This is a genomic window from Staphylococcus sp. HMSC056G08 (genome assembly GCF_001812305.1).
GTDB lineage: Bacteria > Bacillota > Bacilli > Staphylococcales > Staphylococcaceae > Staphylococcus > Staphylococcus simulans.
Window position 1 is genome coordinate 81433 of sequence record NZ_KV808457.1, and the last position, 17698, is coordinate 99130.

Here is a 17698-nt window from a genome sequence, read left to right on the forward strand (position 1 = left end):
TAAAAAGCGGACTCCATGCTTTTAGACGTTGGACATGAAGGGTATATGTTTCCAACACAATCTGAAAGCTTGGAGTTTTTTTAATTTAAAGCAAAACAAGCATTAGGCGTTACAGTAGGTTTTTTGAAATAAGCCCTGTATAATATTTAAGTGAATTGAACAAACATTGGGAAACTTTATTTGAGGTGACAAAATGAGAGTATTAGTCGCAATGGATGAATTTAATGGAATCGTTTCAAGTTATGAGGCGAATCGATATGTAGAAGAAGCGGTCGCTAGTCAAATTGAAGAAGCGGATATTGTCCAAGTGCCGCTGTTCAATGGGCGTCATGAATTGATGGACTCTGTCTTCTTATGGCAGTCTGGCACGAAATATCGTGTGAATGTCCATGATGCAGATATGAAACAAGTTGAAGGTGTTTATGGTAAGACTGAGAGCGGCATGACGATTATTGAAGCGGATTTATTCTTACAAGGGGATCGACCGCTGACAGAGCGTACCAGCTATGGTTTAGGTGAATTGATTGCGGCAGCATTAGATAATGATGCCAAGCATTTAGTGATTTCACTCGGTAATATCGCAAGTTTTGACGGCGGTGCTGGTATGCTGCAAGCGTTAGGTGCCAAATATTACAACGATGAAGGTGAACCTGTCGATGCGAAAGAAGGCGTAGGCGTATTAAAATACATTCGTCGTGTAGATTTCTCAGGCCTTGACCAACGATTAAAAGAAACGCGTATCCAACTCGTCTCTGACTTTGCCAGCAAGATGTATGGTAAAGAAAGTGAAATCATGCAAGTTTATAAATTGTTAGAGATTTCTAGAGAAGAAGCTGCGACAATTGATAATTTAGTTTGGTATTTCAGCGAAATCTTAAAAAATGAAACACGTACGGTGACAAGTACAGTAGAACGCGGTGGTGCAGGTGGCGGTATTGCGGCTGTCTTAGCTGCACTTTATAACGCAGAAGTTCTAACAAGTCATAGCTTAGTGGATCAAATTACGCACTTAGAAAACTTGATTGAACAAGCAGATTTAATTATGTTCGGTGAAGGTATCAATGAACAAGATCATTTATTAGAAACAACATCATTAAGAATTGCAGAGCTTGCGACAAAATATCATAAGCCTTGCATTGCGATTAATGCGACAGCAGATAAATTCGATCGTTATGAAGCGTTAGGTGTTACTGGTATGTTCAACTTATTTATGACAATGCCGAAGCGCTATACAAGTTTTGAAGCCGGTTTACAAATCCGCTTCTACGCTGTCCAAGCTTTAAAGCTCCTAACAACAACATTCAATACGCAAAAATCACAAACAAAAGCATAATCAACTAATAATCTTAAATGAATAATCAAAAATGGCTGAACCCTTTGTAATTTAGGTTCAGCCATTTTTATATTTATACGTACATAGTGACGTCTCTTTAGAAACGTTAAAGTTGTATTATGCTTCGGTATTGCCTACTTCTTCTGCGATACCTACAATCACTTGTACTGCTTTTTCCATGACATCGATAGAAGCGTATTCGAATGGACCATGGAAGTTATCGCAACCTGTGAAGATGTTTGGTGTCGGTAAGCCCATAAATGATAGTTGTGAGCCGTCTGTACCACCGCGAATCGGTTCAGTATTAGGTTCAATACCTAATTGTTTGAAGACACGTTTTGGAATCTCGATGACTTCAGGTACTTCATTGATTTTTTCAGCCATATTGAAGTATTGGTCATGGACTTCTACTTCAACTGGATTATTTGAATAATCTGCGTTAATTTCATTTTTAATATCTTCAAGCAATGCTTTACGTGCTTCAAAGCGATTGCGGTCGTGATCACGTACGATATATTTCAGTTGAGCTTTTTCAGTTGTACCATTGAAGTTCATCAAGTGGAAGAAACCTTCATAGCCTTCTGTTTCTTCTGGCACTTCATCTTGTGGTAATTGACTATCGAAGCGTTCGCCTAATTTAATCGCATTAACCATGACATCTTTCGCAGAACCTGGATGTACATTGACACCATGACAAGTAATCGTTGCTTCAGCTGCGTTAAAGCTTTCAAATTGTAATTCGCCATATTGACTGCCGTCCATTGTATAGGCAAAGTCAGCCCCGAAACGAGCTACATCGAATTTATGAGGCCCGCGTCCGATTTCTTCATCTGGCGTAAATGCGACACGGATACGTCCGTGTTTCACTTCTGGATGTTCAACTAAATAGTTTAAAGCAGTCATAATTTCAGCAACACCCGCTTTATCGTCTGCGCCAAGTAATGATGTACCGTCTGTAATCATTAAAGTGTGGCCTTCTACTGATTTTAAAGCAGGGAAGACAGTTTGGTTTAATTCGCGGTCCGTATCGCCGAGTTGAATTGGCTTGCCGTCGTAGTTTTCAATAATTTGCGGCTTAACATTTGTCGCATTAAAGTCTGGTGAAGTATCAACGTGTGCTAAAAAGCTTACAGTCGGTACTTCTTTTGCGATATTGCTTTCTAATGTCGCAAATAAATAGCCATTATCATCTAAGTCTGTTTCTAAACCAAGATTTTCTAATTCTTGCTTTAACACATTTAACAAATCCCATTGTTTCTCAGTTGATGGTGTTGCTTCTGAGTCTGGATTAGATTGTGTATCAATCTCCGCATAACGTTTCAGTCTGTCGATTAATTGTTCTTTCACTTGATATGCACCCCTTAACCTCTATTATTCATGTTAAATTGTTTCCTATAGGATTTACCTTTCATTTTACCATAGTTGATTCTAATACGATTATAAATATGGTAACTGATTTCTGCACATAATATACCAAAAGCAATGGCACCTGAAATCAAGGTAACCTCTAAAAAAGTGTTGACTGCATGGGTATATTGATTTGTGACTAGGAAACGTGTGGCTTCATACGCAGCGCCCCCAGGTACAAGGGGAATGATACCTGGCACAATAAAGATAATGACAGGTTGGAAATAACGTTTTGCCATCGCATGACTCATAATTGCTAAGATAAAGCTGCCTAGGAAAGAAGCAGCTACTTTACCTGAGTTCAAATCCATCGAAATGATGTAGATGGTCCATCCCATTGCGCCTACATAACCGCATGCCGGCAATTGTTTACGTGGCGCGTTGAATAGGATTGAAAATAGCAATGTAGAACAAAAGCTGATAACAAAGTGAAATAAATAATGTAAGATCAATTCTGTAACACGCCTTTCTTAAAAGAAGAGTAAAATAATCGCAACACCGGCACCAATCGCAAAGGCAGTCAATGCAGCTTCCATACCGCGTGACATCCCAGCAAGCAATTCACCGGCCATTAAATCTCTGATTGCATTAGTGATTAAAATACCTGGTACTAAGACCATGACCCCTGAAATGGTAATAATATCTTGGTTGATGGATAGTCCGAGTTTATGACTGATGGCGGCGACACTAATGACAACAATGGCACTGATAAACTCAGAAAAGAATTTGATTTGAATAAAACGTTGAACGAAATCGAATGTTAAGAAAGCACCTGCACCCGCCAAAATGGCAAAAATGGAATCTTGTGCAACGCCTCCAAACATAAATAAGAAAAATCCACAGGCAATAGAAGCGGCTAAAAATTTAGTTAAATATGAATATTGCAGTGAAGCGTGTTCTAAATGAATCAATTCTGATTTTGCTTCATCAATCGTTAGTTCATTTTTAGCGATTTTACGTGAAATATTATTGGCTAGGGCAATTTTTTCTAAGTCCGTTGTTCTATCACGCACACGAATCAATCGTGTGTTCGTTCGGTCGTTTAATGAGAATATAATCGCAGTATTCGACACGAAACTGTTGGTATTATCTAAACCAAAACTATAAGCGATGCGAGACATCGTATCTTCAACACGATATGTTTCTGCGCCGCTTTCAAGTAATATCTTTCCTGCAGTGAGTACAACGTCTATCACTTTGTTCTCATCTATTATGGTAATTGCTTCTTCAGGCACCTTTTTGCGCTCCTTCTCGTTTGATTTTGTTGACACTTGAAAGTTTACAGGGAACAGTAAAAAGTTGCAATAGAACATCGATGATTGCAATAGAAATGAAAAAAAGAGACAAGAACCGTAATAGATTCTTGTCTCAATATGTCATTTTTTGAAACAAATGGTTTATTTAACAATTGGGTTAAACATCACTTGGTTACGCCCTTCATTTTTAGCCATATGCAACATATCATCTGCATCTTTAAAGACTTTACGTTGTGATTTGTAATCGTCTGCGGTTAAATAACCGATACCGATAGATACAGAGAGTTTGATGACTTCTTTATTCGGCAAGTGGAATGTTGATTGTTCCACGCCTGCACGAATACTTTCAGCCAGTTTTACACTTTGGTCAAGTGAATAACCAAGCAGTACTACTGAGAATTCTTCGCCGCCGTTTCTGAATATTTTCATGTTCGGTGGCACATAGTTGATTAATAGTTGTGAGATTTGTTTTAAGACTGCATCTCCTGAACGGTGCGTAAAGGCATCGTTTACATCTTTGAAGCCGTCGATATCAATTAAAAGTAAACCTAAACTTGTATTTTTATCATCTGCTTTGTCTGTCATTTTATTTAAATGACGATCAAATTCTTTTACATTGCCAAGTCCAGTTAAATAATCATAACGTTCTTCGTTTTCATATCGTTGGACAAGTGTAAAGAAACGCCAAATATCTACAAAGATAATGGAAGATGCGATAGTAACGATAAATGATATCGGAATTAAGTATATAATTTCTTGTAATGTATAGAAGTGCGTAATCATTGAAACGACACTTAAGATAACTAAACTTACGACGTTCAAGATTTGAAGAGACACAATATCATTTTGTTTGATAAAGGGTCCGATGATGCTTACAGCTAAGGCGATAATTAATAAAGCAATATTATATGCCAAAGGATCGCCGTAAACGAAAACATCTACGACAAAAATAATAGCTGCAGCCACCATAGTAAAGAAGACGTTTGTATAACGTCCTAAGAATAAGAGCGGCACAAATGTTAAATAAAGTAAATAATTATGAACTGGTATCGGATAGGCCGCAAGTAAAAGTGCGACGACAGTCATAAGAATCGTGACATAAGTTTGTGAAAACTTCATTTGTTTCGTTTCTGAATATTGCAGTCTATGAAAGAGATAGATACCTGCAACAGTCACCGAAGTATTGTAAATGATAGCTTCAATCATAATTGATCTGCTCCTTTGTATAACCACTTAGTTATTGTAAGTGAAAATATACATTTTGTCATCTGAAACATTGATAACTGTTATTATAATCTACTACAATAATCAATAATTCGTGTTAAAATAGATTATTGATATTGTATACATATGAGTATTGAAGGGAGGTTCCCTTGTCAAAAGGCAGATAACAGCGTGTTCTCTTTAAGTATGACATAGATTGAACAGTATTTTGGCAATGGATATAAAATGATAACACTTTTACTGATATTAGTTACCATGGCGGTAAGTGTGATTTTGACGCCGATTGTGATTAAAATATCCAAAAAGCTGGATATTATGGATAAGCCGAATTATCGAAAAGTGCACACGAAACCTGTTTCTGTACTAGGGGGAACGGTGATACTCTTTGCGTTTATTTTAGGAATTTGGATTGGTCATCCTATTGAACGTGAGATTATTCCTTTAATTCTTGGAACGATGATTATGTATTTTGTCGGTTTGATTGATGATGTGCATGACTTAAAACCGTTGTACAAACTTGCAGGCCAGATTTTAGCTGCACTAGTGGTAGTGTATCACGGTGTCACAATTGACTTCATTCAATTGCCGTTCGTTCCAGGCACGATTCAGTTCGGTATTTTAAGTATTCCGATTACTGTTTTTTGGATTATTGCGATTACCAATGCGATTAACTTAATCGATGGGCTAGATGGTTTAGCCGCAGGGGTTTCAACTATCGCATTTATGACGATTGGCTTTATTGCGATATTACAAGCGGATATTTTTATCATGATGATTTGTTCAGTCATGATTGGTTCGTTGCTCGGCTTTTTATTTTATAATTCACATCCCGCAAAGATTTTCTTAGGAGACAGCGGCTCACTACAACTCGGCTTTATTATCAGCTTTGTTTCTTTACTCGGGTTCAAGAATATTACTTTCTTCTCGTTACTGTTCCCGATGGTGATTTTAGCCGTACCGTTTATCGATACATTATTTGCGATGATCAGAAGAGCGAAAAAGGGACAACGTATTATGCAGCCGGATAAATCGCATTTACATCACAAGTTATTAAAACTTGGTTATACACACCGTCAAACCGTGTTTTTAATTTATTCGATTGCGATTATGTTCAGTATCTCAAGTGTTATTTTATACTTATCACAACCATGGGGCGTTGTGATGATGTTGATCCTAATTCTAGTCACGATTGAATTGATTGTAGAATTTACAGGATTAATTGATGACAATTATCGTCCGTTACTGAGTATGCTTGAGAAACGTGGCAGCAGACACGACAAAGAATAATATGTAAAATCACATAAAAATAACCGCTTGAGTTTCGTCTTGTGAAATTCAAGCGGTTTTTTATATCTAATTTGTTTCAATATCGAAAGGCAGGCGCGTTACTTGTTCTTCATCTAATTCGAATGTACCTGCAGTAATTCGATTTAAAAAGTTGATAAAGTCTTCGTAATCATCTTCTAATACATCGATACGGTAACTCACTTTATCTGTATACATCGTATCTCTTAAAATGAAGTTTGTTGATTGCAGTTCGTATTCGAATTTACCTGTCTGTTCATAACTGATTGTAACTGTAGTGGGTATCGCATTACGTAATTCAACACGTCCGCCTTCTTTGATCGCATCACGAACGGCGCCACTGTACGCTCTGATTAAGCCGCCTGTACCAAGTTTGATGCCGCCGAAGTAACGTGTCACTACAGCTGCAGTATTATGTGTCTCAAGTTTTTTTAGAATTTCTAACATTGGTACGCCAGCTGTACCACTTGGTTCTCCATCGTCATTTGCTTTTTGAATCAACATACTATCGCCGATGGTATACGCTGAACAGTTATGTGTGGCATCGCGATGTTCTTTTTTAACTTCATCAATAAAAGTTTTTGCCTCATCTTCACTTTCTACTGGCTTAATATGAGCGATAAAACGTGACTTGTTAATCACATTTTCAATCACGTATTCTTGTTTAATCGTAATAATATGATTCTCCATTTTATGACATCCTTTAACTAGTTCCTATGACAATAGAATTGCTTGTCTTTGCTTCTATTATACATGCTCCGGATATTTTTTCTAAATGGAAGAATCAATTTTCTTTTTTAATAAAATAGGGTATGATTGACAATGAGTATATTTGAGGAGGAAAATCATGAAGATTGCTGTAATGACGGATTCTACAACATCATTAACACAAGCTTTATTAGATGAATATGATATTTCGGTTGTGCCATTAAGTGTGATATTTGAAAATGGAGATTCCTTTATTGAAAGAGAGGATATTCAACCAAGTGAATTATATCAGCGTATGCGTTCAGAAACGCAAATTCCGACAACAAGTCAGCCTGCTATTGGTAAAGTCGTAGAAGAATATGAGAAACTCAAAGATGAAGGATATACAGATGTTATCGGTTTATTCTTATCAGCAGGTATCAGTGGTACATACCAATCAGCAACACAAGCTGGCGAAATGGTCGAAGACATTAACGTGCACACATTCGATTCAAAATTATCAGGTATGATTTTAGGCGGATATGTGGTTTATGCTGCTGAACGCGTAAGAGAAGGTGCATCTCCAGAAACAATCATCGATGAATTATTAGAGATGCGTGAACATACAGGGGCAGAAGTTGTTGTAGATGACTTAAAGAACTTACAAAAGAGCGGCCGTATTACAGGTGCACAAGCGTTTATCGGTACATTGTTAAAAATGAAACCTGTCTTAAAATTCGAAGATGGCGTGATTGTACCATTAGATAAAGTGCGTACGAAAAAACGTGCTGTCAAACGCATTGAAGACGGTGTGTTAGAAAAAGTGAAAGATTATGATGAGGTTACACTCTATGTCGTTAATGGTGATTCAAGAGAAGATGGCTTGAAACTTTATGAGAATTTGAAAAAACGTTGCCCTGATCATTATGTGATCAACTATTCGGATTTCAGTCCGGTTATCGCATCGCATTTAGGTGTCGGCAGTGTCGCATTAGGTTTCACTAATAAACGTATTCCATCTTTAGAAAATCGTCCAGAGGACTATGTAGAACAATAATAAAATTAAATACAATTTTTCGGGCAAATGAAGTCCACTGTCTCAGACAGTGACTTGATTTGTCTTTTTTTATTTAGGAGGGATTATCCTGACAACAATTAAGCATTATGGAAAGTTAGTCAGAAGTACGAAACATCTGACTGATGAAACGATTATCTATCAAGGACCAGGTGTGATACAAAATGACAAAGGAAAATGGTATTGTCAGCAATGTGGAACACCTCATCAAGACGAGTATTATACGTATCATTCAAAAATTCACGATCAACCAATAACTTATTGTCGAAGTTGTTTATCACTCGGTCGTATGGATAGCTTTAAGCCAATATATATTACCAAAACTGCACATCAAATAAGCTTAGGGGAATATCATTTGGACTTTGAACTGTCTGAACAACAAGCCTATGCTTCCTCACATATTATTCGAGCGATTCAACAGCAGGAAAATTTATTACTATATGTGGTAACAGGTGCAGGAAAAACAGAAATGATGTTTGCGGGAATTCAACATGCCAGACAACAAGGTATGAATGTGGCGATTGTATCACCGCGTGTCGATGTGGTCATTGAAATCAGCAAGCGTATTATCGAATCGTTTAAAGGTGAACATATAGACGTCTTGTACCAAGGACAAAGCCAGACGTATCAAGGCCATTTTGTCATTGCGACGGTGCATCAATTATATCGCTTTAAACAACACTTTGATGTGATATATATTGATGAGGTTGATGCATTTCCGCTTGCGATGGATCCTTTATTGATGCAGACACTCATTCAAGCTTCAGCTTCTGCTTATAGTCATATTTATATGACAGCTACGCCTTCCTCACGTTTATTAAAACAATTCAAAAAAGAGAATATCATTACTTTACCAGCGCGTTATCATCGTAAACCGCTTCCCGTCCCCAAATTCCACTACTTCAAATTCAAACCGAAACGCATGCAACGCTATTTACTTGAACTTCTTCGAAAACAACTTGAAAACCAACGCGTCACTTTAGTCTTCTTTAATCAAATTGAAGCGATGGAACAAGCCTTGGCACACTATCAAAAATATTTCAAAGACTTGGTGGCAGTTCATAGTGAAGATGCCTTGCGTTTTGAGAAAGTAGAAGCTTTAAGAGCAGGTAAACATCCGATTATCTTCACGACCACGATTTTAGAACGGGGTTTCACGATGGCACATTTAGATGTCATTGTCATCGACAGCCAAAGTTTCCAAACTGCAGCTTTAGTTCAAATTGCAGGACGTAAAATACAAGATACCAGCGGCTTAGTGTTGTTTTGCATAATGGGGTCACCTTATCTATGGTGCAAGCCAAACGCCAAATTAAACAAATGAATCAATTAGGGTTACAAAAGGGGTGGTTGGATGCCGAAATGTAAACTATGCTTAACTCCATTTTCGGAACCTTTAACTGCCGCAAATTTTTATAAATCACCTCAAATTCTGTGTGAACATTGTCGACAGGCATTTGAAGCATGTCGTCTAGAAAAAAGTGAAACGCTGTCCGCGTTGTTTAAAACCGTTAGACGAAAGTGAAGAAGCTTGTTTAGATTGTCAGTTTTTAGCTCGCAAATTCAACTTAATGCATCAACTTTATTGTGATTACCGTTATACAGGGAAAGTACGCGAGACGATTCATCAATATAAAATTGCTGGAGATACGGCATTATGTGAAGTCATCGCAAACCTTATTCGATTGCCGAAGCAACAGTATGACTATATCATTCCAATTCCTTCACCAATCGTTAGGGATCAACAAAGAACATTTAATCCAGTAGAAATGGTTTTAGCTGAAAAAGGGGTTAAGTATCATCTGATACTGCAAACAGACGTTAGACCGAAACAATCCACTTTGAATAAAGCGATGCGTGCCAAAGCTCCCAATCCATTTTATATTAATCCTGCATTTCAAGATGTAGATTTACAAAATAAGCGCATTTTACTCGTAGATGATATTTATACAACAGGGCTAACGGCCCATCATGCGATTGAAACTTTATTTATCAGAAAAGTTGGAAAAATAGATGTATTTGCTTTTGCTAGATAGTTGAAACATGTTATTATAAAGGTGAGCATTACCAATCAAAACATATATAGAGGTTAAAGGAGTCGATCACTATGATTAGATTTGAAATTCATGGAGACAACCTCACTATTACAGACGCAATTCGTAATTACATTGAGGACAAAGTTGGTAAACTAGAACGTTACTTTACAAATGTGCCGAACGTTGATGCACATGTTAAAGTAAAAACTTACGCCAATTCAAGCACTAAAATTGAAGTGACAATTCCGCTTAAAGACGTGACACTTCGTGCAGAAGAAAGAAACGACGATTTATATGCGGGCATTGATTTAATCACTAACAAATTAGAACGTCAAGTGCGTAAGTACAAAACACGCGTTAATCGTAAAAAACGTAAAGAGAATGAGAAAGAACCATTCCCATCAATCCCAGCAGCTACACCAGAAACTGCTGATCAAGATAACAATGATGAAATCGAAATCATTCGTTCTAAACAATTCAGCTTAAAACCGATGGATTCTGAAGAAGCCGTATTACAAATGGACTTATTAGGTCATGACTTCTTCATCTTTACAGACCGTGATACAGATGGTACAAGCATCGTTTATCGCAGAAAAGATGGAAAATACGGTTTAATTGAAACAGTTGAAAATTAATAATTAATGTCTCATGAGAGGCTCGCAGCTGTGAGGTTGCGAGTCTCTTTTTTTAATGACTACTAATTTCAAAGATTAAGTTTGTATTAATAAGATTGTATTTGATTGATTTCAGTAAGTTGAACGTGTCAAAATATAGAGGATATGTTTGAAACGTGTAATGCACCAACAACACAAATAGAAACTTTGGATTAAGTGAAGAAAATCATAAACACTGATACTTATAAATAAAGAGTTATCAACTATTAGATTGAGTATATAAGTGTAACTTTTACGATATAAATGGTAAGATGAATTGTTGTAAGCCAAACAGTTTTTATACCAAAGGAGCGAACAGAATGGGTTTTTTATCAAAAATTGTTGACGGCAATAAGAGAGAAATTAAACGCCTAGGTAAGCAAGCAGACAAAGTACTCGCATTAGAAGAGGAAATGTCGATTCTTACTGATGAAGAAATTAGAAATAAAACACAAGAACTTAAAGAACGAGTTCAAGCTGAAGAAGATGTAGTTAAACAAGATAAAATATTAGACGAAATCCTTCCTGAAGCCTTTGCTTTAGTAAGAGAAGGGGCTAAACGTGTGTTCAATATGTCACCTTACCGTGTCCAAGTCATGGGCGGTATTGCGATTCATAACGGTGACATTTCAGAAATGAGAACCGGTGAAGGTAAAACGTTGACAGCGACAATGCCGACGTATTTGAACGCTTTAGCAGGTCGCGGTGTACACGTTATTACAGTCAACGAATATTTAGCAAGTGTACAAAGTGAAGAAATGGCTGAGTTATATAACTTCTTAGGTTTATCTGTAGGATTAAACTTAAACAGTTTATCAACAGAGGAGAAACGCCAAGCCTATAATGAAGATATCACGTACAGTACTAACAACGAACTTGGTTTCGATTACTTACGTGACAACATGGTGAATTATGCAGAAGAACGTGTTATGCGTCCGCTTCACTTCGCCATCATTGATGAGGTCGACTCTATCTTAATCGACGAAGCACGTACACCTTTAATTATTTCTGGTGAAGCAGAAAAATCAACATCACTTTACACACAAGCGAACGTATTCGCGAAAATGTTGAAAGCTGAAGATGATTATAACTATGATGAGAAAACAAAATCTGTTCAATTAACAGATCAAGGTGCAGATAAAGCTGAACGTATGTTTAAACTGGATAACTTATATGATTTAAACAACGTAGATATTATTACACATATCAATACAGCATTACGTGCCAACTATACACTACAACGTGATGTCGACTACATGGTGACAGATGGTGAAGTATTAATCGTTGACCAATTTACAGGTCGTACAATGCCAGGTCGTCGTTTCTCAGAAGGGTTGCACCAAGCGATTGAAGCAAAAGAAGGCGTGCAAATCCAAAATGAATCTAAGACAATGGCATCGATTACGTTCCAAAACTTCTTCCGTATGTACAACAAATTATCTGGTATGACAGGTACAGCGAAAACTGAGGAAGAAGAGTTCCGTAATATCTATAACATGACAGTTACGCAAATTCCGACGAACCGTCCTGTACAACGTATCGATAAACCTGATTTAATTTATATTAGTCAAAAAGGTAAATTCGACGCGGTGGTTGAAGATGTTGTAGAAAAACATAAAAAAGGTCAACCGATTCTTTTAGGTACAGTAGCGGTTGAAACCAGTGAATATATTTCTAAGTTATTGAAAAAACGCGGCGTACGTCATGACGTCTTAAACGCGAAAAACCATGAGCGTGAAGCAGAAATCGTTTCTACTGCAGGTCAAAAAGGTGCTGTAACGATTGCGACAAACATGGCCGGTCGTGGTACAGATATCAAACTTGGCGAAGGTGTCGAAGAACTGGGCGGTTTAGCAGTTATCGGTACAGAACGTCATGAATCACGTCGTATCGATGACCAATTACGTGGTCGTTCTGGTCGTCAAGGTGACAGAGGTGAAAGTCGTTTCTACTTATCACTTCAAGACGAATTAATGGTACGTTTCGGTTCAGAACGTCTTCAAAATATGATGGGCCGTTTAGGTATGGATGATTCTACACCGATTGAATCTAAAATGGTTTCTCGTGCTGTAGAGTCTGCACAAAAACGTGTAGAAGGTAATAACTTCGATGCGCGTAAACGTATCCTTGAATATGACGAAGTATTACGTAAGCAACGTGAAATTATTTACGGTGAACGTAACAGCATTATCGATAATGAAGAAAGTTCTGATCTTGTAAAAACAATGATGCGTTCAACACTAGATCGCGCCATCGGTTATTATGTAAATGATGACTTAGATGAAGTAGATTACGAACCGTTCATTAATTATGTAGAAGATGTCTTCTTACATGAAGGTGAATTAGATATCTCTGAAATCAAAGGTAAAGATAGAGAAGATATCTTTGATACAGTATGGGAAAAAGTTGAAGCTGCTTATGAAAAACAAAAAGCTAATATTCCTGAGCAATTTAATGAATTCGAACGTATGATTTTATTACGTTCTATCGATAGTCGTTGGACAGACCATATCGATACGATGGACCAATTACGTCAAGGTATTCATTTACGCTCATACGGACAACAAAACCCACTTCGTGATTATCAAAATGAAGGACATCAACTTTTCGATAATATGATGATGAATATCGAAGAAGATGTCAGCAAATATATCCTTAAGTCTGTCATCACAGTAGAAGATGATGTGGAACGTGATAAAGCAAAGGAGTATAAAGGGCAGCATGTCTCAGCTGAAGACGGTAAAGAGAAAGTCAAAGCGAAACCGATTGTGAAAGGCGACCAAGTCGGCCGTAACGATCCCTGCCCATGCGGAAGCGGCAAGAAATACAAAAACTGCTGCGGCAAATAGTATGCATTTCTAAGAACCATTGCGTATTGTAAGGAAGAAAATTTGTTCTTCCTTACAGGCAGTCGGTTCTTTTTTCATACAAGCATATCTCTAAGTTATGCTAAAATAGGAAAAGTATAGAACAAACTAATCAATCAATGTACAGGAGAGAAAAAAGATGGAACTATCTGAAATTAAGCGTAATATCGCGAACTATAGTGAAAAATTAGAACAATTTAGGGGGTCTCTTTGACTTAGAAGAAAAAGAGACAAACATCCAAGAATATGAAGAAATGATGACAGAACCGACATTCTGGGATGATCAAAATAAAGCGCAAGAAATTATCGATAAAAATAATGCGTTAAAGTCAGTAGTGCAAGGCTATCGTGATTTAGAAGCAGAAATCGAAGATATGAACGCGACGCACGAATTACTGCAAGAAGAATATGATGAAGATTTAAAAGCAGACTTAGAAGAAGAAACTGTAAACTTTAAAAGTAAATTAGACGAATTTGAATTACAGTTATTATTAAATGGACCTTATGATGATAACAATGCAATCTTAGAATTGCATCCAGGTGCCGGCGGTACAGAATCACAAGACTGGGCGAGCATGTTGCTTCGTATGTATCAACGCTATGCTGAAGATAAAAACTTTAAAGTAGAAGTAGCAGATTATTTACCTGGTGATGAAGCGGGCGTTAAAAGTGTGACATTGTTAATCAAAGGTCATAATGCGTATGGCTATTTAAAAGCTGAAAAAGGTGTGCATCGTTTAGTACGTATTTCACCGTTCGACTCATCAGGCAGACGTCATACATCATTCGTCTCTTGTGATGTCATCCCTGAATTCAATAATAATGAAATCGAAATCGATATTAACCCGGATGATATTACAGTCGATACGTTCAGAGCATCAGGTGCCGGTGGTCAGCACATCAACAAAACAGAGTCTGCCATCCGTATTACCCACCATCCAACAGGTATTGTGGTAAATAACCAAAATGAACGTTCACAAATTAAGAACCGTGAAGCGGCTATGAAAATGTTGAAATCTAAATTGTATCAATTGAAATTAGAAGAACAAGAAAAAGAAATGGCTGAAATTCGAGGCGAACAAAAAGACATCGGCTGGGGCAGTCAGATTCGTTCTTATGTTTTCCATCCATATTCAATGGTGAAAGATCACCGTACGAATGAAGAAACAGGTAACGTTAACGCAGTAATGGATGGAGAAATAGGACCATTCATTGAAGCGTACTTACGTACACAAATGGATAACCGTGACGCGTAATGTCACAAATCAAGACCAGAGTATAATATACTTTGGTCTTTTATTTTTTATCAAACAAAAAATATTATTGATAAAAGTAAATTTAGATGTTAAATGCATGAGTTAATATTACTGTCATGTTACAAAGAATCCTATTAAAAAGGTTAATAAGCGTACTAGTGCCAATGATTTAGTTTAATTGACAGAAAGTTTCTTTGATTTAGAGATTAAACGATAGTATAACGTTTATATTACAACTCTATAACATTCCACCTAGAGCGGAAGGGTTGTGCTATATTGGATTTATCAATTAATGATTAAAAAATGACAGCAAAGGATGAAATAATAAATGAAGAAAGCTTTATTACTATCAGCATCATCATTAACTCTATTAACAGCATTGAATGGTGTTGCATCTGCAGAACAAACGCATGTAGTTAAAGAAGATGCTAAGTTAAGCGAAGTTGCAGCTTTGTTTGCCACTACTACTGATGAAATTAAATCACTTAATAAATTAAGCCAAGACGAAGTTAAAAAAGACACTGCTTTAGTATTACCTGACACAGACGTTGTAGAAGTTAAAGCAGGAGACACTTTAAAATCAATCGCAGCAGCACATAAAATCTCTTTAGATCAATTATACAAATTAAACCCAGGCGTGACACACATCATTTTACCTGGCGATATTTTAGCAGTTTCTGACAAAGGTGCAGCGCATTTAGAAGCGTTACATACTGGTAAAGCTGTACCACAAACAGAACAAAAATCTGGTCAAGCAACAGCAAACTATGATGCACCAGCACACACAACATCAGCTCCTGTAAACTATACTGCTGATGCAGCTTATAACACAAGCTACACTAGTTATGAAGCACCATCTTATAACTATTCACAATCATATAGTGCACCAACAACTTCTTATAGTGCACCTTCATATCAAACAAGTGCACCATCTTATTATTCAGGTGCAAACCTTTACACTGCAGGTCAATGTACTTCATACGCATTCGATCGCGCAGGCGGTAAAGTAGGTTCAACTTGGGGTAACGCAAATAACTGGGCAAACGCAGCGGCAGCAGCGGGACACACAGTAAACAATATTCCAGCAGCAGGTTCAATCATGCAATCTTCTGCAGGTGCTTACGGTCACGTAGCATATGTTGAAGGTGTTAACAGCGACGGTTCAGTTCGTGTATCTGAAATGAACTACGGCTATGGTCCAGGTGTCGTAACTTCACGTACGATTTCAGCTGGTCAAGCAAGCGGTTATAACTTCATTCACTAATTAAAAAATGATTCGCACTGTTCTCTATTAAGAGGATGGTGCTTTTTTTATTGGTACAAGTTAAATGTAAAGGTTAAGTAAATCGGAAATAAATGCTTTAAATTACAGAAAGAAAAATGGTAAAGTTAAAGCAACTTCAGACATTGTGTGAAGGAAAACCACATACATTATTATAAAGTTCATAAATATAAACTCTTTATTCGTTATATTTCCGCTAGTAAAAGAAAAATGTTTTAATAAAATTGAAAGTAATCGTGATAAAGTGCTTGATATATATTCGTGTATGCGGGTATAATATTTGATTAAATAGATAAGGGGTGAGCTCAACGTGGGTGTACATCAATATTTTAAAAGATTATCTGATTTAGAAAAGCTGATACGCTTGCCTGGTAAATTCAAGTATTTTGAGCATAATGTAGCAGCACATTCATTTAAAGTAACGAAAATAGCGCAATACTTAGCCACAGTAGAAGAACATCATGGCAATGAAATTGATTGGAAAAGTTTATATGAAAAAGCTTTGAATCATGACTTTGCGGAAGTATTTACAGGGGATATTAAAACACCTGTGAAATATGCCAGCCGTGATTTGAAGAAATTGTTCTCGCAAGTGGAAGAAGAGATGGTAGATAATTTTATTAGAGAAGAATTTCCAGAAGAATATCAAGATGTTTACAGAGAACGTCTGCAAGAAGGCAAAGATGATTCTTTAGAAGGTCAAATTTTGGCAGTAGCTGATAAAATCGACTTGTTATATGAAACATTTGGTGAAATTCAAAAGCGTAATCCAGACTCACTTTTCTTTGAAATTTATGAAATGTCTTTAGAAACCATTATGCAGTTTGATCACTTAGTGTCCGTTCAAGATTTTATCGAGAACGTCATCCCTGAAATGTTAACGGAAAACTTCATTCCACGTTCAGAGTTACGAGAATTAACAATGTCGATTTTAAATAAAAGAGACGGGTGACCGCTTATGCTTCTCATTTGGTATCTTTGTGCCTCATTTTTCCCATGTATACTTGTTGTACTATTTAGTGTAGTAACGAAAAATAAATGGGTCGGCGCAATTGTGACATTAATGCTGATCGGCGGTTCTATATATAAAGGATTCTTTCATAGTGAATGGATTATTTTTATAGATGTTGTATCTCTGCTGGCTGGTTTTGTGATTGTAGATCAATTGCGTCTTCATAAACAGCATGAAGATGATCGTTGAATAGAAATGAAACAGGTGCTTGTCTAAAAAAGACAAGTGCTTTTTGTTTGGGGAAAAAGAGTAGTTTTACGAACAGATGTTTGTATCTTTTTGACAGAATCTGTTACAATATATAG

14 protein-coding genes and 2 pseudogenes are annotated in these 17698 nt (G+C 36.9%); 11 read left to right on the plus strand and 5 right to left on the minus strand.

Annotation, left to right across the window (positions count from 1 at the left end; genetic code table 11):
• The first annotated feature begins 193 nt into the window (after positions 1 to 193).
• Complete coding sequence (locus HMPREF2846_RS05265; RefSeq protein WP_070626003.1) at positions 194 to 1333, plus strand: glycerate kinase; 1140 nt, start codon at positions 194 to 196, stop codon at positions 1331 to 1333.
• A gap of 117 nt (positions 1334 to 1450) precedes the next feature.
• Here HMPREF2846_RS05265 and pepT read toward each other — a convergent pair whose 3' ends face one another.
• The 4 genes from pepT to HMPREF2846_RS05285 all read right to left on the minus strand — a co-directional run bounded on the left by pepT (position 1451) and on the right by HMPREF2846_RS05285 (position 5202).
• Positions 1451 to 2680, minus strand: a complete 1230-nt coding sequence (gene pepT / locus HMPREF2846_RS05270; protein ID WP_070626004.1) for a peptidase T — start codon at positions 2678 to 2680, stop codon at positions 1451 to 1453.
• A gap of 14 nt (positions 2681 to 2694) precedes the next feature.
• Positions 2695 to 3189 carry a threonine/serine exporter family protein gene (locus HMPREF2846_RS05275; RefSeq protein WP_031262607.1) on the minus strand — a complete coding sequence of 165 codons (495 nt, stop codon included), beginning with the start codon at positions 3187 to 3189 and terminating at the stop codon, positions 2695 to 2697.
• Between the two features lie 21 nt (positions 3190 to 3210).
• Positions 3211 to 3975, minus strand: coding sequence for a threonine/serine exporter family protein (locus HMPREF2846_RS05280; protein WP_002481536.1), 765 nt, complete (start codon positions 3973 to 3975; stop codon positions 3211 to 3213).
• Between the two features lie 162 nt (positions 3976 to 4137).
• On the minus strand, positions 4138 to 5202 hold the full coding sequence (locus HMPREF2846_RS05285) for a GGDEF domain-containing protein GdpS (protein ID WP_023015380.1): 1065 nt from the start codon (positions 5200 to 5202) through the stop codon (positions 4138 to 4140).
• A 243-nt stretch (positions 5203 to 5445) separates the two neighbouring features.
• Here HMPREF2846_RS05285 and HMPREF2846_RS05290 point away from each other — a divergent pair, with 243 nt between their 5' ends.
• A complete protein-coding gene (locus HMPREF2846_RS05290) occupies positions 5446 to 6507 on the plus strand; it encodes a glycosyltransferase family 4 protein (protein ID WP_002481538.1) in 1062 nt (353 codons plus the stop codon).
• Between the two features lie 66 nt (positions 6508 to 6573).
• On the opposite strand, the gene HMPREF2846_RS05295 is transcribed toward HMPREF2846_RS05290, so the two are convergent.
• Positions 6574 to 7215, minus strand: a complete 642-nt coding sequence (locus HMPREF2846_RS05295; protein ID WP_070626005.1) for a YigZ family protein — start codon at positions 7213 to 7215, stop codon at positions 6574 to 6576.
• A gap of 157 nt (positions 7216 to 7372) precedes the next feature.
• On the opposite strand from HMPREF2846_RS05295, the gene fakB1 reads away from it, so the two are divergent.
• The 9 genes and pseudogenes from fakB1 (at position 7373) to HMPREF2846_RS05340 (ending at position 17582) form a co-directional block, all read left to right on the plus strand.
• Positions 7373 to 8269, plus strand: a complete 897-nt coding sequence (gene fakB1, locus HMPREF2846_RS05300; RefSeq protein ID WP_070626006.1) for a fatty acid kinase binding subunit FakB1 — start codon at positions 7373 to 7375, stop codon at positions 8267 to 8269.
• A gap of 88 nt (positions 8270 to 8357) precedes the next feature.
• Positions 8358 to 9655, plus strand: a pseudogene (locus HMPREF2846_RS05305) (DEAD/DEAH box helicase family protein).
• A pseudogene (locus HMPREF2846_RS05310) lies at positions 9642 to 10323 on the plus strand (ComF family protein). Before HMPREF2846_RS05305 ends, HMPREF2846_RS05310 begins: the two co-directional pseudogenes overlap by 14 nt.
• Positions 10324 to 10394: 71 nt before the next feature.
• Positions 10395 to 10958: a ribosome hibernation-promoting factor, HPF/YfiA family gene (gene hpf, locus HMPREF2846_RS05315; protein ID WP_002481543.1), complete on the plus strand. Its 564-nt coding sequence runs from the start codon at positions 10395 to 10397 to the stop codon at positions 10956 to 10958.
• 338 nt (positions 10959 to 11296) lie between these two features.
• The gene (gene secA, locus HMPREF2846_RS05320) at positions 11297 to 13825 is read left to right on the plus strand and encodes a preprotein translocase subunit SecA (RefSeq protein ID WP_070626007.1); all 2529 of its coding nucleotides are present in this window, start codon (positions 11297 to 11299) and stop codon (positions 13823 to 13825) included.
• Between the two features lie 157 nt (positions 13826 to 13982).
• Positions 13983 to 15099 (plus strand): peptide chain release factor 2 gene (prfB, locus tag HMPREF2846_RS05325; RefSeq protein WP_141751865.1). Its coding sequence is split into 2 segments (ribosomal slippage): positions 13983 to 14054 and positions 14056 to 15099, totalling 1116 coding nucleotides; the frame shifts between segments, so codons are not numbered across the junction.
• Positions 15100 to 15427: 328 nt separating this feature from the next.
• Entirely contained in the window at positions 15428 to 16363 is a 936-nt protein-coding gene (locus tag HMPREF2846_RS05330; RefSeq protein ID WP_002481546.1) for a COG3942 and LysM peptidoglycan-binding domain-containing protein, read from the plus strand.
• A 328-nt stretch (positions 16364 to 16691) separates the two neighbouring features.
• On the plus strand, positions 16692 to 17333 hold the full coding sequence (locus HMPREF2846_RS05335) for a YfbR-like 5'-deoxynucleotidase (RefSeq protein ID WP_002481547.1): 642 nt from the start codon (positions 16692 to 16694) through the stop codon (positions 17331 to 17333).
• Between the two features lie 6 nt (positions 17334 to 17339).
• A complete protein-coding gene (locus tag HMPREF2846_RS05340; RefSeq protein WP_023015372.1) occupies positions 17340 to 17582 on the plus strand; it encodes a CsbA family protein in 243 nt (80 codons plus the stop codon).
• Positions 17583 to 17698: the final 116 nt, after the last annotated feature.

What these genes read in the sequence shown, in the direction of transcription:
- HMPREF2846_RS05330 (WP_002481546.1), top strand. Translation starts at nt 15,428, where the DNA reads ATGAAGAAAGCTTTATTACTATCAGCATCATCATTAACTCTATTAACA.
- HMPREF2846_RS05340 (WP_023015372.1), top strand. Translation starts at nt 17,340, where the DNA reads ATGCTTCTCATTTGGTATCTTTGTGCCTCATTTTTCCCATGTATACTT.
- hpf (WP_002481543.1), top strand. Translation starts at nt 10,395, where the DNA reads ATGATTAGATTTGAAATTCATGGAGACAACCTCACTATTACAGACGCA.
- HMPREF2846_RS05285 (WP_023015380.1), bottom strand. Translation starts at nt 5,202, where the DNA reads ATGATTGAAGCTATCATTTACAATACTTCGGTGACTGTTGCAGGTATC.
- fakB1 (WP_070626006.1), top strand. Translation starts at nt 7,373, where the DNA reads ATGAAGATTGCTGTAATGACGGATTCTACAACATCATTAACACAAGCT.
- HMPREF2846_RS05265 (WP_070626003.1), top strand. Translation starts at nt 194, where the DNA reads ATGAGAGTATTAGTCGCAATGGATGAATTTAATGGAATCGTTTCAAGT.
- HMPREF2846_RS05295 (WP_070626005.1), bottom strand. Translation starts at nt 7,215, where the DNA reads ATGGAGAATCATATTATTACGATTAAACAAGAATACGTGATTGAAAAT.
- secA (WP_070626007.1), top strand. Translation starts at nt 11,297, where the DNA reads ATGGGTTTTTTATCAAAAATTGTTGACGGCAATAAGAGAGAAATTAAA.
- HMPREF2846_RS05290 (WP_002481538.1), top strand. Translation starts at nt 5,446, where the DNA reads ATGATAACACTTTTACTGATATTAGTTACCATGGCGGTAAGTGTGATT.